The sequence below is a fragment of the Ruegeria sp. CG3 genome, assembly GCF_056537205.1.
Map to the genome: position 1 here is coordinate 110,468 of NZ_JBQFRC010000002.1, position 24,853 is coordinate 135,320.

Consider the following 24,853-nt stretch of genomic DNA (forward strand, 5'->3'; position numbering starts at 1 on the left):
GCCCTCAAACCTTGCGGTTCAGATCAACTTAGAAGTTGAACTGAGCACCGAAGTCAGCGCGCAGGCGGCCGTCGCCGTCGCCAACTTTCGACTGGCCGATACCACCGCGCAGCGATGCACCGCCGCCCAGGTCGTAGATGGCGCCAATGCCGTACTGCTGGGTGTCGTTGTCAGCCGAACCGTCGCCGTAAGCGAAGGTCAGGGTGGTTGCAGCGCCAACGTTGTAGGCTGCCGACAGACCGTATGCAGTGCCGTTCAGCGAGTCGTCTGCAACGTCATCGTCTGCGACGAAGATGGTGCCCGAGAAGTCGCCGAATTCAGCACCCAGGGTCAGAACTGCCAAGCTCTGCTTCTCAACAACGTCGCCGATGGCGCTGGTTTCACCATAAGCAACAGCTGCGGTGAAGTTGTTGAAGCTGTAGGTGAAGCTGATGTCCCAGCGGTCTGCGCTGTCTGCAACACCGTTCAGGCCGAAGGTTGCCTGGTCGTACGATGCGCCGAAGGCGAAGTCACCAACTGCGTACTGGAAGAACACAGCGTTCGAACCTGCACCGGTCGACGAGTAGCCCAGGAAGCTGTAGTCAACGCCCGAGTACTGGCCGATGAAGTTTTCCAAGCCCGGCTCGTTACCGTAGTAGTTTGCCAAGTTGTCGAACGAACCAGCAACGTTGCCGGCGTCAACACGCAGACCACCGTAGATGACCGAGAAGCGAGCGCCGTTCAGGCCGGCTGCGTTTGCTTCGCCGGTGCCGGCGTTTTCGTCAGCCTGCAGACGAACACGTGCTTCAAAGCGGACGCCACCGTCGGTTTCCGCGATGCCGTCGATGTTCAGGCGGAAGCGCGAGACCAGGATGGTTTCGTCGGTCGAAACGGTCGTGGTGTTGGTGGTGGTCTGGTCGGTCAGCGTGGTGGTCTGACCAGTGTTGGTCGCACCGCTGGTGGTCGTGGTGGTCACGCCGGTGTTGGTGACGGTCACGCCGGTGTTGAAGTTGGTCACAACGCCGGTACGGTCTTCCAGGTAACCGATACCAAAGCGGCCATAACCGCTGAACTTAACTTCGGCCGCGGCAACCGATGCGGTTGCGATCAGTGCGGTCGATGCGAAGAGAACTTTTTTCATCTTGTTTCCCTCGGTTTCAATAATTTCTACTCGACACATACCTGCTGCATATGTCTCAGCACGCAGACCGTTTCGCTCTTTTTGCCCCTGTTGCGCAAGCATGCCTTGGACAGCTTCGGTTCTTTGGCCCCAAATTGGTGCAAGGATGCCACAGTCGAATTCACCCCGATAATTCAGCGGCACCGGTACGTAAGCCAAGAATGGGGTTGTTGCAGCACAGTACGTTGTCTAGGAGTATCTCCTAGCAAAGCAAAACATGTGAAAACAGGACCTGCCGACGATGCGCCTGCTGACGATTTTGGGTTTGACCGTTTTGACTGCCTCCGTTTCTGCGTGCGGACAGAATCGGAGCACGTCGCCCAACCCCAATGTTCTATCCGCCGACGGCAGCTCGTCCGAGGCCCGCGAGCTCAACGATCCGAATCGTTCGACCATCTGGGATGTGTTCGGCCCCAACAACTCGGAACAGGTCACCCAGGTCAACCGGTACCTGTGGGCGGCGTCGCTGGATGTGCTCAGCTTCCTGCCGGTGCAGGAGGTGGATCCGTTTACCGGCGTGATCATAACGGGTTACGGCAAACCGCCGGGCGGTGGACGGTCCTATCGGGCAACGGTGCACATCAGTGATCCGGCCCTGGCGGCGCGGTCCCTTTCGGTGGCTCTGCAGACCAGCGGAGGCGCTCCGGTCAGCGCGGCGACCACGCGTGCGGTCGAAGATGCGATTCTTTCGCGGGCGCGTCAGCTGCGGATCGCGGACAACAAGCTCTAGCAACCCGCAGAAAATCACAATATTACCACGCCGGGCCCCTGCCCGGCGTTTTCATTCACGAAGGACCGCATGATGTCGCGTTACTCGGCCAACGAAATCGAAGCAAAATGGCAAGAGGCCTGGGACAAGGCCGGGATCTTCACCGCCAAACGGACGGCGGACAAGCTGAAATACTATGTGCTGGAAATGTTCCCCTATCCTTCTGGGCGCATCCACATGGGGCATGTGCGCAACTACACCATGGGTGACGTGATCGCGCGCCACAAGCTGAGCACCGGGCACAACGTTCTGCACCCGATGGGCTGGGACGCTTTCGGGATGCCGGCGGAAAACGCGGCCATGGCCATCGGCGGCCACCCCAAGGACTGGACCTATGGCAACATCGCCGACATGCGCGCGCAAATGAAGCCGCTGGGCCTGTCGATCGACTGGTCGCGCGAATTCGCGACCTGCGACCCGGAATATTACGGCCAGCAGCAGGCGCTGTTCCTCGACATGCTGGATGCGGGGCTGGTCTATCGCAAGAACGCCGTGGTCAACTGGGACCCGGTGGACATGACCGTGCTGGCCAACGAACAAGTCGAAAACGGCCGCGGCTGGCGCTCGGGCGCATTGGTCGAGCGGCGCGAGCTGACCCAGTGGTTCTTCAAGATCTCCGAGTTCTCGGAAGAGTTGCTTGATGCGCTGGATACGCTCGACAACTGGCCCGCCAAGGTGCGGCTGATGCAGGAGAACTGGATCGGCAAGTCACGCGGGCTGGAGTTTTCCTTCGAGCGCACCGACGGCGGCGCGCCGATCACCGTCTATACCACGCGGCCCGACACGCTGCTGGGCGCCTCGTTCGTGGGCATCTCGCCCGATCACCCGATCGCCAAGCGGCTTGAGGCCGAGAGCCCCGAAGTCGCTGAATTCGTTGCGGAATGCCGCAAGGGTGGCACCACCGAAGAGGCCATCGAGACCGGCGAGAAGCTGGGTTTCGACACCGGCATCCGCGTCAAACACCCGCTGGACCCGAACTGGGAACTGCCGGTCTGGATCGCGAATTTCATCCTTATGGATTACGGCACCGGCGCGATCTTCGCCTGCCCCGCGCATGACCAGCGCGACCTGGATTTCTGCCGCAAATACGACCTGCCGGTAATCGACACCTTCTTTGCCCTGGATGACGACACGCCGGTGGACAAGATCGCCTTCGTCCCGCCGAAAGAGCAGAAGGTGCGCTGGGTCAACCATTTCGCCGGTCTGACCGAGGCCACCGGACAGGAAGCCATCGACGCGACTATCGACTTTGCCGAGAAGGCCGGCTGGGGCAAAGGCGTGACCAAGTACCGCCTGCGCGATTGGGGCCTGTCGCGCCAGCGCTACTGGGGCTGTCCGATCCCGGTGGTACATTGCGACGATTGCGGCGTGGTGCCGGAGAAAAAGGAAAACCTGCCGATTCGCCTGCCCGACGATGTCACCTTCGACAAACCGGGCAACCCGCTGGATCGTCACCCGACCTGGCGCGACTGTGCCTGCCCGTCCTGCGGCAAACCGGCCAAGCGCGAAACCGACACGATGGACACTTTCGTCGATTCGTCGTGGTATTTCGCCCGTTTCACCGCCCCGCGGGAGGAAACGCCGACCGATCTGGCCGAAGCCGAGTACTGGATGAACGTGGACCAGTATATCGGCGGCATCGAACACGCGATCCTGCACCTGCTGTATTCGCGGTTCTTCGCCCGGGCCATGCATCTGACGGGGCATCTGCCGAAAAAGGCGATCGAACCGTTCGACGCCCTGTTCACACAGGGCATGGTCACCCATGAAATCTATCAGACCCGCGACGACAAGGGCCGCCCGGTCTATCACCTTCCCGAAGAGGTCGAGGACGGCAAGCTGAAGGCGACGGGCGAGCCTGTCGAGATCATCCCCTCGGCCAAGATGTCGAAATCGAAGAAGAACGTGGTCGACCCGGTCAGCATCATCTCGGCCTTCGGGGCGGACACCGCGCGCTGGTTCGTTCTGTCCGATTCGCCGCCCGAGCGTGACGTGGAATGGACGGCCGCCGGCGCCGAGGCCGCACACAAGCACCTCAGCCGCGTGCATCGCATCGTGTCCGAGATCGCCGCATCCGACGCCCCGGCCAATGCCGAGGACGAAGCGCTGCTGCGCGAGATGCACAAGACCATCCATGACGTGACCGGCGGAGTCGAATCCTTCGGCTTCAATGCCTCGATCGCCAAGCTCTATGCCTTTACCAACACGCTGGCCAAATCCAAGGCGGGCGCACAGGCCAAGCGGCAGGCGGCCAAGACGCTGGCGCAGCTGATGTCGCCGATGACGCCGCACCTGTCCGAAGAACTGTGGCAGATGCTGGGCGGCGAAGGGCTGGTGGCGCTGGCGCCCTGGCCGGTGGCAGACGAGTCGATGCTGGTCGACGACACCGTCACCCTGCCCATCCAGATCAACGGCAAGCGCCGTGCCGAAATCAGCGTGGCCAAGGATCTGGACAAGACGCAGGTTGAAAGAATCGCGCTCAGCACCGAAGCTGTGCAGAAGGCGCTGGATGGCGCTGCTCCGAAAAAGGTGATCGTTGTTCCGGGCCGGATCGTGAATGTCGTTGTTTGACCGCAGAAACCTGCTGCTTTCGCTGGCGGCGTTGACCGTGGCGCCCGCTTGCGGGTTCCAGCCGGTTTATGCCCCGGGCGGCGCCGGCAGCGAATTATACGGCAAGGTCGCCGTGTCAGCGCCAGATTCGGTCGAAAGCTACCTTCTGGTGCAGAATCTGGAGCAGTCCCTCGGGCGCAGCGTCAGTTCAGCCAAGGATTACAGCCTGAATGTGCAGGTCTCTACGGTGACCCGCGGGGCCGCCATCACGACCTCGAACGAGACCAACCGGTATTCGATCGACGGGCGCGCCAGCTATACGCTGAAATCCAATGAAACGGGCCAGATTCTTGTCTCCGGCACTGTGGCCGATTTCGTAGGCTACTCCGCCGCGGGGTCCACCGTTTCCACGCTCGCTGATGAACGGGATGCCAAAGAGAGGCTGATGGTCATCCTGTCCGATCAGATCGTCACGCGCCTGTATTCCGCACCGGGCCTGGCTTCATGAAGCTGTCCCCGCGCGACGCCGAGGGGTATTTCGCCAAACCTGACCCCGACAAGACGGGATTGTTGATCTACGGCGCCGACGCGATGCGCGTCGCGCTCAAGCGCCAGCAGGTATTGGCCGCGCTGTTGGGCCCGGGCGCCGAAGAAGAAATGCGCCTGACCCGTCTTCCGGCCTCGGATCTGCGGGCGGATCCTGCCCTTCTGCTGGATGCCGTGAAGGCTGTGGGGTTCTTTCCCGGCGCGCGCGCCGTATTCGTCGAGGATGCAACCGACGCCGCAACCCCGGCGATCACCGCCGCGCTCGAGGATTGGGCGCCGGGCGACGCTCAGATCATTGTGACCGCCGGGCAGCTCAAGGCCAGCTCGAAGCTGCGCAAAGCGTTCGAAGGCCATCGGGCTGCGTATGCGGTCGGGATCTATGACGACCCACCGTCGCGCGCGGAGATCGAGCGTGTGCTGGCCCAAGCCGGACTTACAAGTGTTCCCCGTGACGCGATGTCCGTGCTCAGCGATCTGGCGACCGAACTCAGCCCGGGCGACTTTGCGCAAACCGTTGAAAAGCTGTCTCTTTACAAACGCGGTGATGCCTCAGACGTTGCCGTCGAAGACATCGAGGCCTGCGCGCCGCAATCCAATGAGGCGGCCCTGGATGACGTTCTCAACGTCGTTGCCGAAGGCCGATCCGGTGAAATCGGGCCCCTGATCCGGCGGTTGCAGGCGCAGGGAACCAATGCGGTGTCTCTGTGCATCGGCGCGACCCGCCATTTTCGCACGCTCTATGCCTGCGCCTCGGACCCCGGTGGCGCAGCGCAAGGGATCGGCAAACTCCGGCCGCCGGTCTATGGCAAACGGCGTGACCGGATCCTCCGGCAGGCGCAGAATTGGGGCGCGCACAAGCTGCAGACGGCTTTGACCGTGCTGACGGATACGGATCTGTCTCTCCGGTCGGCAGGGCAGACTGCCCCGGCCATGGCCCTGGTCGAGCGCGCTCTGATCCGGCTGGCCATGCTGGCGCGGTCACGCTGAATTGAACTGACGGCGCGTCCGACTTGACGCGGCGGCGCAGTCCCCCACCCTGTCGCCAGTGCAACCACGCAGGAGCATGACATGTACAAGATCTACGGGCGCATCCAGAGTCGTGCCTCTCGGGTGATCTGGCTATTGGAGGAACTGGGGCAGGACTATGAGTGGATCGATGCGGGCCCGCACGACCCGCGCGTTCTGGACCTGAACGGCACGGGCAAGATCCCTGTTCTGCAAGATGGCGATGCAGTCATTTCGGACAGCGCGGCGATCATGACCTATCTGGCGGACAAGCACGGGGCCTTCACCTACCCCGCCGGCACCCCGGAACGGGCCGAACAGGATTCGTTGTTGCACGCGCTGTTGGAAGAATTCGATGCTCCGCTGTGGCTGGCCGCCCGCCATATGTTCATCCTGCCCAAGGACAAACGCGTTCCACAGGTCGTCGAAACCGCCCAGTGGGAGTTTGACCGCAGCTTTCAACGCATGGGGCAACGATTCAAAGGGCCATTCCTTCAGGGCGAGCAGATGACGATCGCGGACATCCTGTGCATTCACTGCATGAGTTGGGCAAAATCGGCTGGCTTCCCGATGAATTCAGATAGCCTGAAAGCCTACGGCAAACGCGTTCGCGAGCGTCCGGCCTACAAGAAACTGGGTGAAATGGCCAAATCCGCCTAATCCGCTTGGGACAGCCCGGCCCATTCTGCAGCCGAGCGCCCCGCCCAACGACCTGTCGCCAGGCATGCGGTCAGCAGATAGCCGCCGGTCGGGGCTTCCCAGTCCAGCATCTCGCCTGCGCAGAACACGCCGGGCTTGGCTTTCAGCATCAGCCCCGAGTCCAGCCCGCTTCTCGCAACCCCGCCTGCGGTCGAAATGGCTTCGTCTAGCGGGCGCAAGCCTGCGTTGCGAACAGGCAATGCCTTCAAAGTCTTGACCCAATCATCCCGGCGCAGATTCTGCCCGTGTGTCATTTCGTGGAACAGGGCGATCTTTGGCGGCGGCAGGCGCAGGCCGTTCTTCAACCAACGGGTCAAAGTGGTTTTCGGGCCAGCTTTTGACAAACGCCTGGACAGATCCTGAATCGTGCGGTCCGGCACGAGGTCCACATACAGATCAGCAGCCTGCCGCAGCGCGGGTGTCAGCGGATAAAGACCGCCGCCTTCCAGGCCTTTGGCTGAAATGACCGCCTCGCCACGGCTGGCAAGGTCGTCCGCGTGCCACCGAACAGATTTCAGCGCCTGACCGAAATGCGCGGCCATATGGGGGCTCCATTCGACGGACAGCGCCGCGTTCGATGGTGCAAAAGGTGCCAGTGGAACACCGGCATCGCCCAGAGCCGGCGCCCAGGCGCCATCCGATCCCAGACGCGCCCAGCTGGAACCGCCAAGCGCCAGAACCGTGACATCAGCAACCACTTTCCGCCGACCTGCCGGCGTATCAAAGACCAGCGCGGGGCCGTCCCAACCCAGCCAGCGCCAACGGGTACGGATCTCGACCCGCATCTCTTCCAGCCGCGCCAGCCAGGCGCGCAGTAATGGCGAAGCTTTTTTTGATTTGGGAAATACCCGCCCTGTGGACCCCGTGAACAGATCTTGACCCAAGTCCCGCGCCCAGCTTTGCACGCTCTGCGCATCGAATGCGGCAATGATTGGGTGCAACCAGTCCGCCGCATCGCCATACGCTGAAATCAGGCGGTCAAACGGCTCGTCCTTCGTCAGGTTCAGACCGGACTTCCCCGCCATCAGGAACTTGCGGGCCACCGAGGGTTTGGCCTCGGCAACCAGCACATTGTGCCCGGCCCTGGCAAGTTCTTCGGCGGCCATCAACCCGGTGGGGCCTGCCCCGATCACCATTGCCTGTGCCATATCTGCCCTCTTGCCTCACTTGCGTTCAGCCGCGACTGTGTTCCGGTGATGACGAACAGCGATCCGATCTGCCCGCTCTGCAACCGCCCGATCCCGAACGGGACCGGCAGCCTGCACCATCTGATCCCAAAACTCAAAGGTGGCAAGGGCGGTCCCACGGTTCTGCTGCACAAGATCTGCCACAAGGAGGTGCACGCCACCCTGACCGAAGCCGAGCTTGCGCGAGACTTCAACACCGTCGAAAGCCTGCGCACGCATCCCCGGCTTAACCGGTTTCTGGACTGGGTACGCAAACGTCCGCCTGGGTTTCAATCCAAAGTCCCGGGCCGACGCCGCGGCCGTTGATCAGGCTGGCAGGAACGGATCACCCATCGGGTCTGTTTCCGTTGCAGTTAGGCCCTCGACCTCGATGCCCAGAAAGTCTGGTGCGGGAACAATTCGCGCATCGGGAATATGCTGGTATTCCAGAGTGGTATAGGGACGTTTCCACAGCCATTCGCGATTGGCCACCGCCCAGGGATCAGGGTCCGGTGGCACCTCGGTCGTGAAGGCATAGAAATGCAGATCAAACCCGTGCGAGGCCACGTCCTGCATGGAAAGCAGGCGCAGGCCCAAATCCGTGCAGAACGCATCCTCTGCCGAAATGTCGCCGGTCCGCAGAGTGATCTGGCCCACGGCGGCCTGTCCGAACGGGTTCTCATCCGGCTGCTTTTCGGGTCGGTTCCCCTCGAAATCATGCTGAAGAAGCTCGATCGAGAAGCCTTCGGGGTCCGACAGGTGGCACATGTAACCGATATCTCGAAACTGGGCCGGACGGCTGACGTTGATGCCAGCGCGTCGGAGCCATTCCGCAGCATGGTCGAGATCCGGCAGAGTGATGCCGATCTTCCAGTACCTCTGACCCCGGTCGTGGGCATATCCGCCGCCTCCGGGCAACAGCAGAAGGTCGGCGCTGGGCCCCGGATAGCCCACTCGCCGCGCATCTCCCTCGGCACGCACGATCATGCCGAGGTTTTCCCTGTAAAAATCGGCCAGCCGTGCGGGATCAGCCACACGCAGGCGAAGGGCAGCGATTCTCATCCGCACATCCCGGCGATACCGGCCGCCGTCTGCGGATCAGCGGCCAGGCTGTCGGCAACCAGGTCCTGCGCGGTCTGCATCAGATCTTCCGGAGCGACCACCCGGTCCACCAGGCCAATGGCAAGCGCTTCGTTCGCCGTGACCTTCTGGCCTGCCATCAGGATCAACTTGGTCCGGGCGGGGCCGATCAGCGCCCGCATGCGTTTCACGTCCGATGGCTGCGGCAGGAACCCCAACCGCATGACCGGGTAGAAGACCTTGGCCGTGGGCACCGCGATGCGCAGGTCACAGGCCAAAGCCATACCGTTGGCCCCGCCCGCCATGGTGCCGTTCAACGCAGCGACGGTCAGGCAGGGCAGCGCCGCGATGGCTCCGGACAGACGCTCCCACAGGTCCGAGGTCGCAAGGCCTGCCCGCGCCTCGTCCAGATCGGCGCCGGCACTGAACACCTTGCCCGCTCCGGTCAGGATCAGGGCGCGCGCCTCTTGGGCCGCTTCCGCGATCTGCAGCAGGTCCGACAACATGGCCCCGGTCAGGGCATTGGCCTTGCCGGGGTTGTTGATCGTGACCGTCCACAGACCGTCCTGCTGGGTCAGGTCGATCACGTCAGGCCGATCCTCTGGCGAATGTCATCACGGCGCAGCGAAATCTCGGTTCCCAGAAACTCGTCCGCATCTTCCGAGCACATCCACAGCAGCGCCCGCGCCGGCCAGTCGGCCGGGATGTGATCGTCCCAGTCCAACTGGCTGACCGGGTTGATGCCGCTGGCCTTGATGACCCGCTGCATGTCGGTCGCCACCGTGCCCGGGGACAGACCCATGGCACGTATGCCGTGATGCGCCTCTTCCAAATGCAGACATTCGGTCAGCATCTTCGCCCCGGCCTTGGACGCGCAGTAGTGGCTCCAGGCCTCGACCGGGTTAGAGGCGGCTCCGGAGGAAACGGTCAGGACCGTCCCGCCGCCCGCCGCCCGCATCAGCGGCAGAACCGCGCGCATCCCGTGGAACACACCTTTGAGGTTGATGTCGATGGCCTTGCTCCAGGCTGCTGGATCGGCATTTGACAGGTGAAAAATCGGATCGATCACACCTGCATTGCCGATCAGCACGTCCACGCGGCCAAAGCGGTCGGCGCAATCCGCAACCGCTTGTTCCACCTGCGCAAAATCGCTGACGTCGCAGGACAGCGCGATGGCGTTCTCACCCAATGCCGCGGCCAATGCATCGATCTGATCATGGCTGCGCGCTACCAGCGCGACATTGGCGCCGGCTGCGGCAAATACGCGCCCTGCTTCGGCGCCGATGCCGCGGCTGGCTCCGGTGATCAGTACTGTTTTGCCCTTCATATGCATCCTGTAATCCTTTTGGATTGAAATCGGGTAAAGTGGTACCGCGCAAACGGGGAAATCGTCCAGCCCTTGCCCCTTGACGGCAGCGGCGACAACCACGACCATGCGCGCAATTTTTACCGAGAAGGGTTCCCTAATGTCCGTTTTCTTCCGCCGCAGCTGCGGTGCCGCGCTGGCCTATGCCGTTGCAACCCAAGGCGCTTTTGCCGATCTGTCCGCCAACGATGTCTGGTCGGATTGGCAGGCCTACATGGGCAGCATGGGGTACACCATCACGGGCGAGCAGAACACCTCTGGCGACGTCACCACCATCACGAACATGACCATGAAGATGGACCTTCCCGAGGGAGAAGGCTCGTTCGACATGGTCGTTCCGGAAATGACCCTGACGGAAAACGGCGACGGAACGGTCAGCATCGAATTCCCCGAAAGCTTCCCCATGACGGTATCCGGCCAGGCCGAGGAGGAAGAATTCTCGGTGGATATCCTGTACTCGCAGACCGGGTTGAAAATGCTGGTTTCGGGGTCGCCCGACGACATGACCTATGACTACTCTGCCAGCAAGCTGGCGCTGGCGCTCGACAACATCATGGTCGATGGCGAAGCGATGCCCGACGACGCGCTGGATCTGGGTTTTGAGATGATCAACCTGGCCGGTGCATCCCGGATGCAGATCGGAGAGGGCCGCAAGGTCGACCAGAATTTCACCGCGGCAAACCTGACCTATGACCTGAGTTTCCAAGACCCGGAAACGGGCGAAGATGCCCGCATCAACGGCAAGCTCGACCAGCTGGAGTTTGAAGGAAAGAACGTAATCCCCGAAGGCTTCAGCCTGGCGGACGTGGAAGGCGCATATGAGGCTGGTTTTGCCTTTGACGGGATCTTCACCTACGGCGCCGGCCAAACCAGCATCGCAGGCACCAGCGAGGGCGAGGCTTTCTCGATGGCCAGCAGTTCGGACGGTGGCCGCTTCGGTGCCAGTATCGACGCCGAGCGTCTGGCGTATGACGTCGAACAGAACAATGCAAAGCTCGAAGTAACCACGGCAGACCTGCCGTTTCCCATCGAGATTGCAATGGCGAAGGCCGGTCTGAAACTCGAGGCACCCATCCAGGCATCCGAAGAGGTTGAGCCGTTCGGCTTTGCGATGAACCTGACAGACTTCACCATGTCCGACATTCTGTGGAGCATGTTCGACCCCGCAGGCGCGTTGCCACGCGATCCAGCCACGATCGCGCTGGATGCAACGGGCACCGCAAAGGTTCTCCTGAACTTCCTGGACCCGGAAGTTGCCGAAGCATTGGAAGGCTCGGACGAAGTTCCGGCCGAACTGCATTCGCTCAAAATCAATGAACTGCTGGTCTCGATGGTCGGTGCCAAGCTGACGGGCACCGGTGATTTCACCTTCGACAACTCGAACACCGAAGAGTTCGGAGGCGTTCCGGCGCCGGCGGGTGAGGCAAACCTTCAGTTGGTGGGTGCCAACGCCCTGATCGACAAGCTGATCGGAATGGGGTTCATGTCCGAGAACGACGCCATGGGCGCGCGCATGATGATGGGGATGATGGCTGTTCCCGGCGACCAGCCCGACACGCTGAACTCCAAGATCGAGTTCACCAAGGACGGCCAGATTTTGGCCAATGGTCAACGGATCAAGTAAGCTCGCTTGGCCCGGCCTTCGACCAAGGGCGCGGTGTTCCGCGCCCTTTTTCTTTGGTCCGATGCAATCTCGGGCTTTTCAAGCCTTCAAATCAAGTTCTTGCACCAAAGCCCGCGCCATCCGCCGTGTGACTTTGCGCCCGTCGAACAGTGCTGGTACGGGATGCTCAGCCGCGATGCTCGCCATATGAAATCGGTGGTTTCCATCGTAGAACTTGAAGTTTGTTTCGCACAAGAACAGTTGACCGGTCTTGGCACAGGGAAGGATATCGTGGGCATAAAGCCCGACACTCAAAGCCGCCTTTACACCCCTTGCAATCGCGTTGATACGGCCAATGTTGGGCGTGATCAGCAACCTGTGAAAATACCTTATCATCTGGGGGTTTACGGGTGTGTCACGGGTATGGACGCTGGCTTCGCGTCCCGCTCTAACCCAAGAAAACAGAACCTGTTCGCCCACCGCTTGCGCACGAATGCAGACGTGCCACATCTCACCTTCATACTCGTGACGACAATCGACATACTCGGTGTTGTAACGATCCGGGTCCAACTCTGCGGCATTCCCGACAAGCTGAACCGGAACATGAGCGTTCGAAACTTCGTTCGAGAACGCAGTTTCAAACGAAGACCCAGTCTCGATAAGCCGGGGCATTGGAACCCCTGCCGCTGTCAGAACCTTGTTCTGACGGATCTTGTGCCCGACGACGCGGCCGTGTTCGACCGAGTGCAAAATCCTGTGGCCCAGTGCCTCGATTTCAGATTCCCGCGCACGCAGCCAGTCAACTTTTTCGTTCTGAACGACAAACAGCTCGTTGTAGTGAAGCAGAACGTAACTCTGCGGGTCGTCGATCGCACCGCGTGCCATCAATTCGGCGAAGGGCAAAACCTCGGAGGGAACGCCCAACTTACCCATCACCCGGGTCAGGCGCACGATGATGTTGCGGGACCCTTTGCCCTTGGCCAGGACGCCGGGCTCGTCAAACTCAACCACAAAGAAGCGCGCCAAACCTCATACCTCAAATTTCAGTGCCGCCGGGCGACCGGTCATTCTCTGAAGTCAGCTTACCCTGCAGCTGCGGCCCTTCCCAGCGGGATCTATTTCCGTAGACCCCGATTTCCCAACGTGCCGACACCATCCGTGACGCATTGGATACACCCAAGGGCTTGCGAGGCGGGTTGACCAAGGCTAGGTCCAATACAATCAATTGGAGGCACCATGACCCGATCACCCGAAGCAATCAGCCACGAAATGCTGGACCTGGCCCGCAAGGCCGGAGCCGAAGCGGCCGACACGATCGTGATCGACGGATCCTCGGTCTCGGTCGAGGTGCGTGGTGGCGCTTTGGAGCACGCCGAACGCGCCGAAAGCACCGACGTGGGGTTGCGTGTTTTCATCGGCAAGCAGCAGGCCATCGTGTCCGGCTCGGACAGTCGTCCCGAAACGCTTGCCGCCATGGCCGAACGGGCCGTGGCCATGGCACGCGAAGCGCCCGAGGATCCGTTCGCTGGCCTGGCAGATCCGGAACAACTGGCCAGCGGTTTTTCCGTCGACTCCTTGGAGCTTTTTGACCCCACACCCGAACCTTCAGCAGACGCTCTGATGCAGGACGCGCTGACCGCCGAGGCTGCGGCCCTGGCGGTGGAAGGCGTTACGCAGGTGTCTGATGCGGCGGCATCCTACGGTACTCACCGGGTTCATCTGTCCGCGACAAATGGATTTTCCGGTGGCTATGCGCGCAGCAGCCGCTCGGTTTCATGCGTGGCGATCTCGGGCGAAGGCACCGGGATGGAACGCGACTATGACGGAGACAGCCGCAGCTTTCAGTCCGACCTGCGCAGCCCCGACGAGATCGGCCGGATCGCGGGCGAGCGTGCCGTGCAGCGAGTGGGTGCCCGAAAGCCGGAAACAGGGCGTTTCCCGGTATTGTTCGACGAGCGGATTTCGTCCTCATTGATCGGGCATCTTCTGGCGGCCAGCAACGGCGCGGCGGTGGCCCGCGGCGCCTCCTGGCTCAAGGACAGCCTGGGCCAGCAGGTGCTGCCTGCACATCTGTCGCTGATCGAAGACCCCCATCGCCCCAGAATTGCAGGATCGCGCCCGTTTGATGCCGAAGGATTACCGACCGCGCGCCGGATGATCGTCGAAAACGGCGTGCTGACCGGATGGACACTGGATCTTTCAAGCGCGCGCAAACTGGACATGAATTCCACCGGGAACGCCGCCCGTGGCGTGTCCGGTCCTCCATCTCCCAGCAACTGGAACCTGAGCCTGACCCAGGGCGAGGTCAGCCGCGACGACCTGCTTCGCGACATGGGAACGGGATTGCTGGTGACTTCGATGATCGGTTCCACCATCAACCCCAATACTGGCGATTACTCACGCGGTGCGTCGGGTTTCTGGGTCGAAAACGGAGAGATCTCGCACCCGGTCAACGAATGCACCATTGCCGGAAACCTGCGGGACATGCTGATGCGGATCATCCCGGCCAACGACGCGCGCACCTATCTGTCCCGGGTTGTGCCCTCGCTTCTGATCGAAGGGATGACACTTGCCGGAAACTGACCTGTCCCTGCTGATCGACGCCGCACGTGAGGCCGGCCGGATTGCCGTCGCCTATGCGGGCCGCGAGATGCAGAGCTGGGACAAACCCAAGGGCGCCGGGCCGGTGACCGAGGCTGATCTGGCCGTCAACGCGATGCTGGAACAACGCCTGCCCAGCGCGCGGCCCGGATATGGCTGGCTGAGCGAGGAGACCGAGGACAATCAGGACCGATTGACCCGTGACCGAGTTTTCATCATCGACCCGATCGACGGCACCCGCAGCTTTGCCGAAGGGTCGCGGACCTGGGCGCATTCATTGGCGGTCGCCGATCGCGGACAGGTCATTGCCGGCGTAATCTACCTGCCGATGCGCGACATGCTGTTTGCTGCCGCGCGGGGACAGGGGGCAACCCTGAACGGTCAGCCGATCCGGGTGACCGCGGCGGCCACAGAGGCCGAAGCCGAGGTTCTGGCCGCAAAACCGAACCTGAAACCGGATCATTGGCAGGAGGGCGTCGCGCCGATCTTTCGTCGGGCCTACCGCCCGTCGCTGGCCTACCGAATGGCGCTGGTCGCACAGGGCAGGTTCGACGGGATGCTGACCTTGCGCCCAAGCTGGGAATGGGACATCGCGGCCGGAGACCTGATCCTGCGCGAAGCAGGCGGCACCTGTACTGACCGTACCGGGCACCCGCTGCGGTTCAACAACCCCAACCCACGGCTGAACGGTGTTGTTGGCGCCGGGTCTGAATTGCATAAGGTGCTGATGGGTCGACTGGATCAGCCAATTCAGGGGCAGCGGGCATGAGCAAACCGCGATCCCTCAGCCTGGCGGCCTATCGCGCGTTGTCCTGGGGTGTTCCCAAGCCCCCCGGACACAACACACCGCCTCGCCCCGCGGGTGAGTTGCTTTGGATTCATGTTGCCAACGAACAGCGCCTGCGCGCGGTGAACGACTTTTGCAAGCGGCTGCAGCAGTCCCGGCCGGGGCTGTCGATTCTGTTGACCGTCCCGCCTGACGCTGACCTGACACGCTGGGCAGGCTGCGACATGGAACTGGTTCCGCTGCCTGACGAAAAAACCGGCGCGGCGCGTGGATTCCTGGAGCACTGGCAACCCGACATGGGGCTGTGGGTCGGCGGCGGCCTGATGCCCAACGTGATCACCCGCGCGGCCGAACGCGGTATACCCATGGTCCTGCTTGAGGGCGAGAACGACGTTCGTGTTGCCTTTGTCGGGAAATGGCTGCCGGACATCAACCGCTATACCTTTGACTGCTTCCGTGCGATCCACGTCACGTCCGAGGACGCAGCCCGGCAAATCCGACGTCTGGGCGTCCCGGCTTCGAAGGTGGCACTGTTTCCGCCGCTCAGTATCAGCCCCACCCTTCGCCCCTGGCCCGAGGACGAACTGATCGAGACGAACCATGCGTTGGCAGGGCGGCCGGTCTGGCTGGCGGCGTGGGTCGACGCCAAGGAATTCATCTCGGTTCTCAGCGCACATCGGCAGGCCATGCGGATGCTGCCGAGGCTGGCCCTGATCCTGCATGTTGCGGACATGTCCGAGGCGGCGCCCCTGCGCAAAAGGCTGGAAACGATGGACCTGCGCTGTGCCAACTGGGAAGATGGGGACATGATCGAAGACATGACCCAGGTCATCCTTGCGTCGGACCCCGAGGCCCTTGGCCTTTGGTATCGCGTCTCTCCGGTGACGTTCATGGGCAGCACGCTCGAGTCGGGAATAGGCGGGCATGACCCGATCGCGGCCGCAGCCCTGGGCTCGGCCCTGATCCATGGACCGGACGTGAGCGGCCACAAGGCCCTGTATGACGCGCTTGATGGTGTAGGAGCCGCTCGAGAGATTCGCACCGCCACCGAACTGGGCGACACTGTCGTTGAACTGCTGGCCCCGGATCTGGCCGCGAACATGGCCCTTGCAGGTTGGCAACTGGTGACCGAGAGCGCGCCCCAGGTGGATACTCTGATCGACATGGTACAGGAACATCTGGACCAGCACGGAGCGGAACATGAGGGCACCTGAATTCTGGAACAACGCGCCGGATCACCCCGGCCTGCGCGCAAGGCTGCTGGCGCCGCTTGGCCGCGTCTATGCGCGGGCAACGGCGCGGCGGGTGGCGTCGGGACCCGGGGTTGATCCGGGTGTACCCGTGATCTGCGTCGGCAACCTGAATGCCGGAGGCACTGGCAAAACACCCACGGCGATCTGGGTTCTGGAACAGTTGCGTGACGCGTATCACACGCCGCATCTGGTTACCCGCGGCCATGGCGGATCGCTTGAAGGGCCGGTTCGGGTGGACCCGGTCCGACACACGGCGGCGCAGGTTGGTGACGAGCCATTGTTGCTAGCGGCATTCGCCGAGGTCTGGGTCGCCAAGGACCGTGCCGCCGGCGCCCGCGCCGCCGCCGAGAACGGCGCCACCGTGATCGTGCTGGACGACGGGTTCCAGAACCCCTCGGTGGCCAAGACATTCTCGATCGTCGTGGTGGACGCGGCCCGTGGCTTTGGCAACGGCTTGTGCCTGCCGGCCGGACCGCTGCGCGAACCGGTCGACGTGGGGCTGCAACGAGCCGATCTGGTACTGTCGCTGGGTGACTTGGCCGCGCAGGAACAGTTCGCGCAGCAATGGGGCGACAAGCTGGGCGTTCCGCACGCCACCGGTCAGGTCACGGCACTGCAAACCGGGATGGACTGGAGCGAGACTCCGGTTCTGGCCTTTGCCGGTATCGGCCACCCCGAGAAGTTCTTTCAGACATTGCGCCAGCAGGGCGCGCGCCTGCTGCGGGCCGAGGCGCTGGACGATCACCAGCCGCTGACGCCGGGCCTGATGACCCGGCTGGAAAACGAGGCGCGGCTGCTGGGCGCGCAAATGGTCACCACCGAGAAAGACGCCGTTCGCCTGCCGCCCGCCTTCCGCAGCAAGGTCATCACCCTACCGGTGCGCCTGCAGGTGGATCAGGCCGACGACGTGCGTCAGCGGCTGCTGGCGGCCGCGCCGCCGCCCTAGTCGTCTTCGCCCAGTTTCGGGGCGGGGCGCGACAGGTTCAGATCGGCATCCGAAAAGACAAACGGCGCGCGAATCCCCGGCACCCCGTCCAGTGCGATCTGCATGCCGCGCGCGATCACCTGCGGATCGGCCATGACCTCGTCCAGCGTATTGATCGGCCCGGCGGGGATGCCTTGTGCCTCGCAGGCGGCCAGCAGGTCGGCTTTGGCCCATGTCGCCGTAGCGCCGTTCAGCCGTGCAATCAGGGTGCGGCGATTGGCCAGCCGGTCCTTGTTGTGCAGATACTCGGGCGCCTCGGTCATGTCGGGCAGGTTCAACACCTGGCACAGGCGCTGGTACTGCCGGTCATTGCCGGTGGCGATGATGATGTGACCGTCGGCACAGTCGAACACCTGATAGGGCGCCAGGTTCACATGCGCGTTGCCCATGCGCTGCGGCACCTGGCCCGTGGTCAGATAGTTCAGCGCCTGGTTTGCCGTGACCGCCACGGCCACGTCCAGCAGGGCCATGTCCACATGCTGCCCGCGCCCGGTGCGCTGGCGTTGGTGCAAGGCGGCCAGAACTCCGGCGACCGCATAGATGCCGGTGAATACGTCGGTGATCGCCACGCCTGCCTTCTGGGGCTGGCCGTCGGGCTCTCCGGTCACGGACATCAGACCCGACATGCCCTGGATGATGAAATCATAGCCAGCCCGATGCGCATAAGGCCCGGTCTGCCCGAACCCGGTGATCGAGCAATAGACGAGGCGCGGGTTCAACTGGCTGAGGCTGTCATAGTCCAGCCCGTATTTCTTCAGCCCGCCGACCTTGAAATTCTCGATCACCACATCGGCGTCAGCTACCAGCGCGCGCACCTTCTCCTGCCCTTCGGGGGTCGAGAAATCGGCGATCACCGACGCCTTGCCGCGATTGGTCGAATGGTAATAGGCCGCCGAGACATCCTGATCGCGGGTCACGAAGGGCGGACCCCAGGCGCGGGTGTCATCACCGGCCGGGGATTCCACCTTGATGACCTCGGCGCCCAGATCGGCAAAGGTCTGGCCGGCCCAGGGGCCAGCCAGAATGCGCGCCAGTTCGACAACCTTGAGACCGGCCAGAGGCCCGGTCATCAGTTGCCCAGTTCCTTTTCGATCAGCGCTTTGAACTCGTCATAGGACTGGTTGTCGACCTTTTTGCCGTTGACGACAAAGGACGGGGTGGCTTGGATACCGTCTTGCTCGGCGTTTTTCTGGTACCAGGCGACGAGGGTCTGCGCCTTGGTGCCGTCCTGCAGGCAGGCTTCCAGCTGATCGTTGCTCAGCCCGGCCAGACGGCCGATTTTGCGCAGTTCTTCCACGATCTCGGCCGGGCCGCCGGCGCGAGTCCATTCGGACTGGCCCTGATAGATCAGATCGGTGATGCCGAAGAACTTCTCGGGGCCACCGCAGCGCGCCACCATCGACGCCCAGATGCCGTAGCGGTCGAAATAGACCTCGCGGTAGATGAACTTGACCCTTCCGGTGTCGATGTAATCCCTCTTGAGCTGCTTGTACGGCCCCTGATGGAAATTCGCGCAATGCGGGCAGGTATAGGACGCATATTCGATGATCTCGACCGGTGCATCCTCGGCCCCCTGAACCATCTCGACGATGCTCGAGGTGTCCAGATCGGCGTTTTGCGCTTCGGCGCTGCCGACCAGTTGTGGCAAAGGCACGGTGCTTGGCGATTGGGTCAGCCAATAGCCGCCTGCGGCCAGCGCCACGGCCGCGCAGATTACGGTTGCAATACGGCTCATACTCAGCCCTTTCTCAGCGTTTTTGTTTGGATAGAACGTTCCGGCCCAGTCGTTCAAGGGCAGCACGCAAGTCTTGGTCGTGAACCTCGCGCGTCACTTTGTCTGCCTCGGCAACGACTTCCGGTGCGATGGTGGGTTTCGCCTGTTTCGGACGGTGTTCAAAACTGGCCTGCCCCTCGGCAAATCCGGTCGGAGCGGTCTGGGTGATGCGGATGCGGCTGATGGCACTGTAGCCATAGACGGCATTTACCTTGTCGCGCAGACGGTCCTTCTGCATCTCAAGCATCGGGGCCTGCGGTCCGGTGGTCAGCACGGTCAATGTGGCGCCGAACCCACCCTTGCCATAGCCCACCTTTACCGGTCGGGCGATGGCGGCGATGTCGGGACCCACGATATCGGCCCAATGGGTCAACAGACGCGAGACGGCAAAGCCGCGGCTTTCACCGGCTTTGCGGATCCGATCGCTCAGCAAGGACGCGGTGCGTTTGAACCCGCGAGTGGTGGACCGTCTTGGTTGCATCTGGTTTCCAACTCCTGCGCCGCTATTGTAATGGGCGTGCATCCGGGCGCCAGCGAAACCCGACAGAGAAATGGATAAAACTTGCGTGACACCGCCACTTTCGACCTCAGCCGCAGCCTGCTTGCCTGGTACGACCGTCATGCCCGCGATCTGCCGTGGCGGGTCAGCCCCGCCGACAGGGCCGCGGGCGTGCAGCCCGACCCCTATCGCGTGTGGCTGTCCGAGGTGATGTTGCAGCAGACCACAGTGGCCGCCGTGCAGGATTATTTCCTGCGGTTCACCTCGCGTTGGCCGGATGTCCGGGCGCTGGCCGCCGCACCCGATGACCAGGTGATGGCGGAATGGGCCGGGCTGGGCTATTACGCCCGCGCCCGCAACCTGCTGAAATGCGCCCGCGCGGTGGTGGACCAGCACGACGGGCGCTTTCCCGACAGCCATGATGCGCTACTGAAGCTGCCCGGCATCGGCCCCTATACCGCCGCCGCCATCGCGGCCATCGCCTTTGACCGGCCGGAAACCGTGCTGGACGGAAATGTCGAGCGGGTCATGGCCCGGCTGCATGACATCCACGACCCGTTGCCGAAGTCGAAACCTCTGCTGAAGGCGAAGGCCGCCGCGCTGACCCCTGACGAACGCCCCGGCGACTATGCCCAGGCGGTGATGGATCTGGGGGCCACGATCTGTACGCCGAAATCTCCGGCCTGTGGCATCTGCCCCCTGCGAGACCCGTGCGAGGCCCGCGCTGCCGGAACACAGGCCGACCTGCCGCGCAAAACACCCAAAGCGCCGAAGCCCACCCGTCTTGGCCACGTCTACATCGCGCAGCGCGCCGATGGCGCAATCCTGTTGGAGCGCCGACCCGAAACGGGGCTGTTGGGCGGGATGCTGGGCTTTCCGGGCTCGGACTGGGCCGAGGACGCGGCCGAGACGCCGCCCTTTCCGGCTGATTGGACCCTGTTGCCCGCCGAGGTGCGCCATACCTTTACCCATTTCCACCTGATCCTGCGCGTCTGGACCGCCGCCGTACCCGCAGAGGTGGACCCCGTGGGGTTGGTCGTGATGCCTAAACATGCCTTTCGCCCCGGCGACCTTCCGACCGTGATGCGCAAGGCGCATGATCTGTGGCGCGGCAGTTCTGCATCTGGGAAAATGGATCGGGCAGGATTATCCTGACGGCAGAGTTTCGGAGCCTGACCATGATCTCGACTGACACCCTGTCGCGCTGGCAAACAGCCCTTCCTTTCTGGGTTTCGTTCCTATTGATCCCGATCCTGTGGTTCACCGCTTTCGCCGGCGGCTGGTGGGTATTGCTGGTGCCGCTGTCCACCTGGTGGTTGTTTGCAGCGCTGGACGGGCTGACCGGGCTGAACCTTGAAAACGCCGACCCCGAAACGCCTGAGGACGCGCTGCGCTGGTACGTTCTGCTGACCAAGGCCTGGGTGCCGTTGCAGTTTTTCACGCTCTATGGCCTGATCTGGTACGCCACCCGCGCCGAACACCTGTCATCGCTTGAAAAGGTCGGGCTGTTCTTCGGAATGGGCGTGATCTCGGGCACGATCGGCATCAACTACAGCCACGAACTGATGCACCAGAAGGGCCGGCTGGAGCGGTGGCTGGGCGACATCCTGCTGGCGATGGTTCTGTATTCGCATTTTCGGTCCGAACACCTGCTGGTGCATCACCGTTATGTGGGCACGCCGCGCGACCCGGTGACCGCGCGCTACAACGAAGGGTTCCACCGCTTTTATCCGCGCGTCCTGCGCCAGTGCCTGGTGTCCGCGTTTCAGGCCGAAAAGGCCAAGCTGGCGCGCAAGGGGCTGAACTGGACGGACCGGGCAAACCCGTTCTGGCGGTATTGGGCGCTGCAGGGGCTGATGCTGGCGCTGGCGCTGCTGCTCGGCGGGTGGCCAGGGCTGGGGCTGTTCCTGGTTCAGGCGGGCACCGCGATCTGGCAGCTGGAGCTGGTCAACTATGTCGAGCATTACGGGCTGACGCGCAAATACCTGGGCGACGGCAAGTACGAACATGTCCGGCCGCGCCATTCGTGGAACGCCGCGCACAAGGCCTCGAACTGGCTGCTGATCAATCTGCAACGCCACTCGGACCACCATTACAAGCCCAACCGGCGGTTTCCGCTGCTGCAGAACCACCCTGCCGAAGCGGCCCCGCAACTGCCCTATGGCTATCCGGTGATGACGATCGCGGCGATGGTCCCGCCGCTGTGGCGGCGTGTGATGAACCCGCGGGTGCGGGCTTGGCGGCGACAGTACTACCCCGAGATCACGGACTGGAAGCCGTACAACAAGGCAATGCTTCCGATGCCACGGTCCTGAGAGCGGTCAACGAAGCGCCCAGATATCGACCGGCCGCTCGACGCCGCCAACCGCCTGTGCATCGTGGCGCTGGAACCCGTTCATCAGATCGGCAGCCGTTGACGCTTCGCTTAGGGCCTTTTCGCGCAGCGCGTCGCTGATAACGATCCGCGCACCCATCTTTCGCGTCATTGCTTCAAGCTTGGCAGCCAGATTGACCGCGTCTCCGATCACCGCGAATTCCAGCCGGTTGGCCCCGATGTCGCCCAGAACGACCGGACCGTAGTGAACACCGATGCCAACCTGAATCTCCTGCTCGCCTGCCCGTCGGCGTTCCAGATTCCAACGGTCGATGATGTCAGCCATTGACCGCGCGCAGGACAGGGCGTTGACCGCGTCCAGCGGGGTTGGAACCGGCGTGCCGAACGTGGCCATCAGCCCGTCGCCCAGATACTTGTCCAAGGTTCCGTGGTGATGGAACACCTCGGCCTCCATTCGCGCATGGAAGCCCCGCAGCACCTCGATCACCTCATACGGGTCGCGGCCGGCAGCGAATTTCGTGAAGCCCACGATGTCGATGAACAGAACCGCGATGTTTTCCTTGCGCACCTGCTTGAGCGGTTCGTCGTTCTGGCTCAGCTCCTCGACCACGTTGGGCGAGAAGTATCGCGACAGGTTGGCGCGTTCCCGCTCCAGTCCGGCATTTGAGATCAACAGGCGATTGAGCCGCCGCATCGACACGCCCAGCGTAACCGCGACCATCATGAACACGATCACCTCTTGCACGCGCATCGGAACCATGAAGCTGTTGGGGTCCAACAATTCAGCCACGGCCGGATAGCCCCGCAAGGCGGCCGCAACCTTTTCGCTGAGCCCGGGGATGGGCGTGGCCACCCACCAGGCGACGACCCAGCCCGCCGTCCACATCAGGGCCGTCCAGCTGCCCATGGCGATCACCGTGCGCCAGGAATAGGCCAGCGTACCTGCGGCCAGGATGATGAAGAAATACTGGAAATTGTCGAACCGGTACTGCATCGCCAGCGGGCGCACATCGTCGCTGAACGGGTTGGGAACGACCATGCCCAGCGTCATGATCAGCAGATCGGCGAAAATCAGCAGAAGCTCGATCCGGGATTGGCCCACACGGCCAGCGCGCCGGATCAACCAGCCGTTGCCGCAGAGCAGCAGCAGGATGAAATGATACCACATCACATCCCAGTTCGGATTCAGAAACACCAGCAGGACACCGGTCAACGCCATGGCGATCCAGCGGGCGCGGACGGCCAGTTCCAGCCCCTCGCGCTTGTGCCGTTCCAGCGCGGCTTCGGTGTATTTGTTGTCCAAATTGAATTTGTCCGGCGTGGTCACGAAAAACCGCTGAAACCGGGATTGGCTGGCCGTGGTATCAGACATTTCTGATGCTCCCTCGCTATGTAGCGGGTTATGGGGTCGAACCATCCAAACATCACGGGGCCAAAAACAAAAGACCCCGCCGGGTTCGGCGGGGCAAGGCTTGGTACCATGTGTCAGGCCACAGGCACCGGCGGTATTGGTGTGATCAGTTGTGCAATTCGGCCCGGATCTGCTGGCGCAGCACGTCGATCGGAACGGTTTTTCCGTCGCGCTTGAAGCACCAGTATGTCCAGCCATTGCAGGACGGCGCGTTTTCCAGATGCGCGCCCACCTGATGGATCGAGCCCTTGATGTTGTCGCCCACCAGCGTGCCGTCGGCCCGCACCTTGGCCTTGTGCCGCCGGTTCATCGAATACAGCTCTTCGCCCGGGCGCAGCATGCCGCGTTCGACCAGCTGGCCGAAGGGCACGCGCGGCTCGGCGCGTTTGCTGGCGCTGACCTCCAGCGCGTCACGGTCGAACTTGCGCACCTTGGCGATGCGCTTTTCGGCCACCTTGCGATAGCTGTCCTCACGCTCGATCCCGATGAACTCGCGGCCCAGCATCTTGGCCACCGCGCCGGTGGTGCCGGTGCCGAAGAACGGGTCAAGCACCACGTCGCCCGGATTGGTTGAACCAACCAGAACCCTGTGCAACAGCGACTCGGGCTTTTGCGTCGGGTGCGCCTTGTCACCATTTTTATCTTTCAGGCGCTCGTGGCCCGTGCAGATCGGCAGCACCCAGTCGCTGCGCATCTGTACGCCTTCGTTCAAGGCCTTCAGCGCCTCATAGTTGAAGGTGTATTTCGCCCCTTCCCGCTTGCTGGCCCAGATCATCGTTTCATGCGCGTTGGTGAACCGCTTGCCGCGGAAATTCGGCATCGGGTTCGACTTGCGCCAGATCACGTCGTTCAGGATCCAATAGCCCGCATCCTGCAGGGCCGAGCCCACACGGAAGATGTTGTGATACGAGCCGATCACCCAGATCGCCCCGTTGGGCTTGAGCAGGCGATGCGCGGCCTTCAGCCACTCGCGGGTAAACTGGTCATAGGCGGCAAAGCTCGAGAACTGGTCCCAATGATCATCGACGGCATCCACCTGGCTGTTGTCCGGGCGATGCAACTGTCCTTTCAACTGCAAATTATACGGCGGATCCGCAAAAATCAGGTCGACCGACGCCTCGGGCAGACTGTTCATCACCTCGATGCAGTCGCCAGATAGAATCGTGTTTAAAGGGAGCGCGGATGCGCCCTTTGTCTTGGTAGTTGTCATGTCTCTGCCTCAAGTTCCACGGCGCTTTTGCGCTCATTTGGTTGAGACTAGGATG

The 24,853-nt window shown here is 62.6% G+C and carries 24 protein-coding genes; 13 read left to right on the forward strand and 11 right to left on the reverse strand.

The features are described 5' to 3' along the window. Positions 1-28: 28 nt before the first annotated feature. Positions 29-1,120: a porin gene (locus tag ACR0NB_RS11080; protein WP_170525745.1), complete on the reverse strand. Its 1,092-nt coding sequence runs from the start codon at positions 1,118-1,120 to the stop codon at positions 29-31. A gap of 280 nt (positions 1,121-1,400) precedes the next feature. Here ACR0NB_RS11080 and ACR0NB_RS11085 point away from each other — a divergent pair, with 280 nt between their 5' ends. The 5 genes from ACR0NB_RS11085 to ACR0NB_RS11105 all read left to right on the forward strand — a co-directional run bounded on the left by ACR0NB_RS11085 (position 1,401) and on the right by ACR0NB_RS11105 (position 6,689). Further along, entirely contained in the window at positions 1,401-1,889 is a 489-nt protein-coding gene (locus ACR0NB_RS11085) for a DUF3576 domain-containing protein (RefSeq protein WP_170341302.1), read from the forward strand. A gap of 72 nt (positions 1,890-1,961) precedes the next feature. Then, the gene (leuS, locus tag ACR0NB_RS11090; RefSeq protein WP_480775687.1) at positions 1,962-4,499 is read left to right on the forward strand and encodes a leucine--tRNA ligase; all 2,538 of its coding nucleotides are present in this window, start codon (positions 1,962-1,964) and stop codon (positions 4,497-4,499) included. After that, on the forward strand, positions 4,486-4,986 hold the full coding sequence (gene lptE / locus ACR0NB_RS11095) for an LPS assembly lipoprotein LptE (protein ID WP_170341298.1): 501 nt from the start codon (positions 4,486-4,488) through the stop codon (positions 4,984-4,986). The genes leuS and lptE overlap by 14 nt, the downstream gene beginning before the upstream one ends. Beyond that, entirely contained in the window at positions 4,983-6,011 is a 1,029-nt protein-coding gene (gene holA, locus ACR0NB_RS11100; protein WP_480775688.1) for a DNA polymerase III subunit delta, read from the forward strand. The genes lptE and holA overlap by 4 nt, the downstream gene beginning before the upstream one ends. A gap of 81 nt (positions 6,012-6,092) precedes the next feature. Next, entirely contained in the window at positions 6,093-6,689 is a 597-nt protein-coding gene (locus ACR0NB_RS11105) for a glutathione S-transferase family protein (protein ID WP_170459915.1), read from the forward strand. Here the strand turns inward: ACR0NB_RS11105 and ACR0NB_RS11110 are convergent. Then, a complete protein-coding gene (locus ACR0NB_RS11110) occupies positions 6,686-7,876 on the reverse strand; it encodes a TIGR03862 family flavoprotein (RefSeq protein WP_480775689.1) in 1,191 nt (396 codons plus the stop codon). The genes ACR0NB_RS11105 and ACR0NB_RS11110 overlap by 4 nt on opposite strands. A gap of 48 nt (positions 7,877-7,924) precedes the next feature. On the opposite strand from ACR0NB_RS11110, the gene ACR0NB_RS11115 reads away from it, so the two are divergent. Then, on the forward strand, positions 7,925-8,221 hold the full coding sequence (locus ACR0NB_RS11115; protein WP_170342229.1) for an HNH endonuclease: 297 nt from the start codon (positions 7,925-7,927) through the stop codon (positions 8,219-8,221). Here ACR0NB_RS11115 and ACR0NB_RS11120 read toward each other — a convergent pair whose 3' ends face one another. From ACR0NB_RS11120 to ACR0NB_RS11130, 3 genes are read right to left on the reverse strand one after another with little or no spacing between them, the layout of a single operon-like run. Continuing rightward, positions 8,222-8,956 carry a VOC family protein gene (locus ACR0NB_RS11120; RefSeq protein ID WP_480775690.1) on the reverse strand — a complete coding sequence of 245 codons (735 nt, stop codon included), beginning with the start codon at positions 8,954-8,956 and terminating at the stop codon, positions 8,222-8,224. It lies immediately after the preceding gene. Beyond that, the gene (locus ACR0NB_RS11125) at positions 8,953-9,561 is read right to left on the reverse strand and encodes an enoyl-CoA hydratase/isomerase family protein (protein ID WP_480775691.1); all 609 of its coding nucleotides are present in this window, start codon (positions 9,559-9,561) and stop codon (positions 8,953-8,955) included. Before ACR0NB_RS11125 ends, ACR0NB_RS11120 begins: the two co-directional genes overlap by 4 nt. Beyond that, entirely contained in the window at positions 9,558-10,307 is a 750-nt protein-coding gene (locus ACR0NB_RS11130; protein WP_093964250.1) for an SDR family oxidoreductase, read from the reverse strand. The genes ACR0NB_RS11125 and ACR0NB_RS11130 overlap by 4 nt, the downstream gene beginning before the upstream one ends. Positions 10,308-10,440: 133 nt before the next feature. Here ACR0NB_RS11130 and ACR0NB_RS11135 point away from each other — a divergent pair, with 133 nt between their 5' ends. Continuing rightward, a complete protein-coding gene (locus ACR0NB_RS11135; RefSeq protein ID WP_480775692.1) occupies positions 10,441-11,964 on the forward strand; it encodes a DUF2125 domain-containing protein in 1,524 nt (507 codons plus the stop codon). A gap of 78 nt (positions 11,965-12,042) precedes the next feature. Here ACR0NB_RS11135 and ACR0NB_RS11140 read toward each other — a convergent pair whose 3' ends face one another. Next, a complete protein-coding gene (locus ACR0NB_RS11140; RefSeq protein WP_480775693.1) occupies positions 12,043-12,969 on the reverse strand; it encodes a hypothetical protein in 927 nt (308 codons plus the stop codon). A 210-nt stretch (positions 12,970-13,179) separates the two neighbouring features. Between ACR0NB_RS11140 and ACR0NB_RS11145 the strand changes: the two genes are divergently transcribed. From ACR0NB_RS11145 to lpxK, 4 genes are read left to right on the forward strand one after another with little or no spacing between them, the layout of a single operon-like run. After that, positions 13,180-14,526: a TldD/PmbA family protein gene (locus tag ACR0NB_RS11145; RefSeq protein ID WP_480775694.1), complete on the forward strand. Its 1,347-nt coding sequence runs from the start codon at positions 13,180-13,182 to the stop codon at positions 14,524-14,526. Continuing rightward, positions 14,513-15,313, forward strand: a complete 801-nt coding sequence (locus tag ACR0NB_RS11150; RefSeq protein WP_170596534.1) for a 3'(2'),5'-bisphosphate nucleotidase CysQ — start codon at positions 14,513-14,515, stop codon at positions 15,311-15,313. Before ACR0NB_RS11145 ends, ACR0NB_RS11150 begins: the two co-directional genes overlap by 14 nt. Continuing rightward, positions 15,310-16,545 carry a 3-deoxy-D-manno-octulosonic acid transferase gene (locus tag ACR0NB_RS11155; RefSeq protein ID WP_480775695.1) on the forward strand — a complete coding sequence of 412 codons (1,236 nt, stop codon included), beginning with the start codon at positions 15,310-15,312 and terminating at the stop codon, positions 16,543-16,545. Before ACR0NB_RS11150 ends, ACR0NB_RS11155 begins: the two co-directional genes overlap by 4 nt. Further along, entirely contained in the window at positions 16,532-17,530 is a 999-nt protein-coding gene (gene lpxK / locus ACR0NB_RS11160; protein ID WP_480775696.1) for a tetraacyldisaccharide 4'-kinase, read from the forward strand. Before ACR0NB_RS11155 ends, lpxK begins: the two co-directional genes overlap by 14 nt. Here the strand turns inward: lpxK and ACR0NB_RS11165 are convergent. Genes ACR0NB_RS11165 through ACR0NB_RS11175 form a run of 3 tightly spaced genes read right to left on the reverse strand, consistent with a single transcriptional unit; the run spans position 17,527 to position 19,824 of the window. Beyond that, the gene (locus ACR0NB_RS11165; protein ID WP_480775697.1) at positions 17,527-18,639 is read right to left on the reverse strand and encodes a CaiB/BaiF CoA transferase family protein; all 1,113 of its coding nucleotides are present in this window, start codon (positions 18,637-18,639) and stop codon (positions 17,527-17,529) included. The two genes, lpxK and ACR0NB_RS11165, sit on opposite strands and share 4 nt — an antisense overlap. Continuing rightward, positions 18,639-19,304 (reverse strand): DsbA family protein, encoded by a 666-nt coding sequence (locus tag ACR0NB_RS11170; RefSeq protein ID WP_480775698.1) that lies wholly within the window; start codon positions 19,302-19,304, stop codon positions 18,639-18,641. Before ACR0NB_RS11170 ends, ACR0NB_RS11165 begins: the two co-directional genes overlap by 1 nt. A 13-nt stretch (positions 19,305-19,317) precedes the next feature. Then, positions 19,318-19,824 carry a DUF721 domain-containing protein gene (locus tag ACR0NB_RS11175; RefSeq protein WP_170341278.1) on the reverse strand — a complete coding sequence of 169 codons (507 nt, stop codon included), beginning with the start codon at positions 19,822-19,824 and terminating at the stop codon, positions 19,318-19,320. Between the two features lie 81 nt (positions 19,825-19,905). Here ACR0NB_RS11175 and mutY point away from each other — a divergent pair, with 81 nt between their 5' ends. Both mutY and ACR0NB_RS11185 read left to right on the forward strand, forming a co-directional pair. Beyond that, positions 19,906-20,997 (forward strand): A/G-specific adenine glycosylase, encoded by a 1,092-nt coding sequence (gene mutY / locus ACR0NB_RS11180; RefSeq protein WP_480775699.1) that lies wholly within the window; start codon positions 19,906-19,908, stop codon positions 20,995-20,997. Positions 20,998-21,020: 23 nt separating this feature from the next. Continuing rightward, complete coding sequence (locus ACR0NB_RS11185) at positions 21,021-22,157, forward strand: alkane 1-monooxygenase (RefSeq protein WP_480775700.1); 1,137 nt, start codon at positions 21,021-21,023, stop codon at positions 22,155-22,157. 6 nt (positions 22,158-22,163) lie between these two features. On the opposite strand, the gene ACR0NB_RS11190 is transcribed toward ACR0NB_RS11185, so the two are convergent. Both ACR0NB_RS11190 and ACR0NB_RS11195 read right to left on the reverse strand, forming a co-directional pair. Then, positions 22,164-23,549, reverse strand: coding sequence for an adenylate/guanylate cyclase domain-containing protein (locus ACR0NB_RS11190; protein ID WP_170369176.1), 1,386 nt, complete (start codon positions 23,547-23,549; stop codon positions 22,164-22,166). Positions 23,550-23,694: 145 nt separating this feature from the next. After that, on the reverse strand, positions 23,695-24,798 hold the full coding sequence (locus tag ACR0NB_RS11195) for a DNA methyltransferase (RefSeq protein ID WP_480775701.1): 1,104 nt from the start codon (positions 24,796-24,798) through the stop codon (positions 23,695-23,697). Positions 24,799-24,853 lie beyond the last annotated feature (55 nt).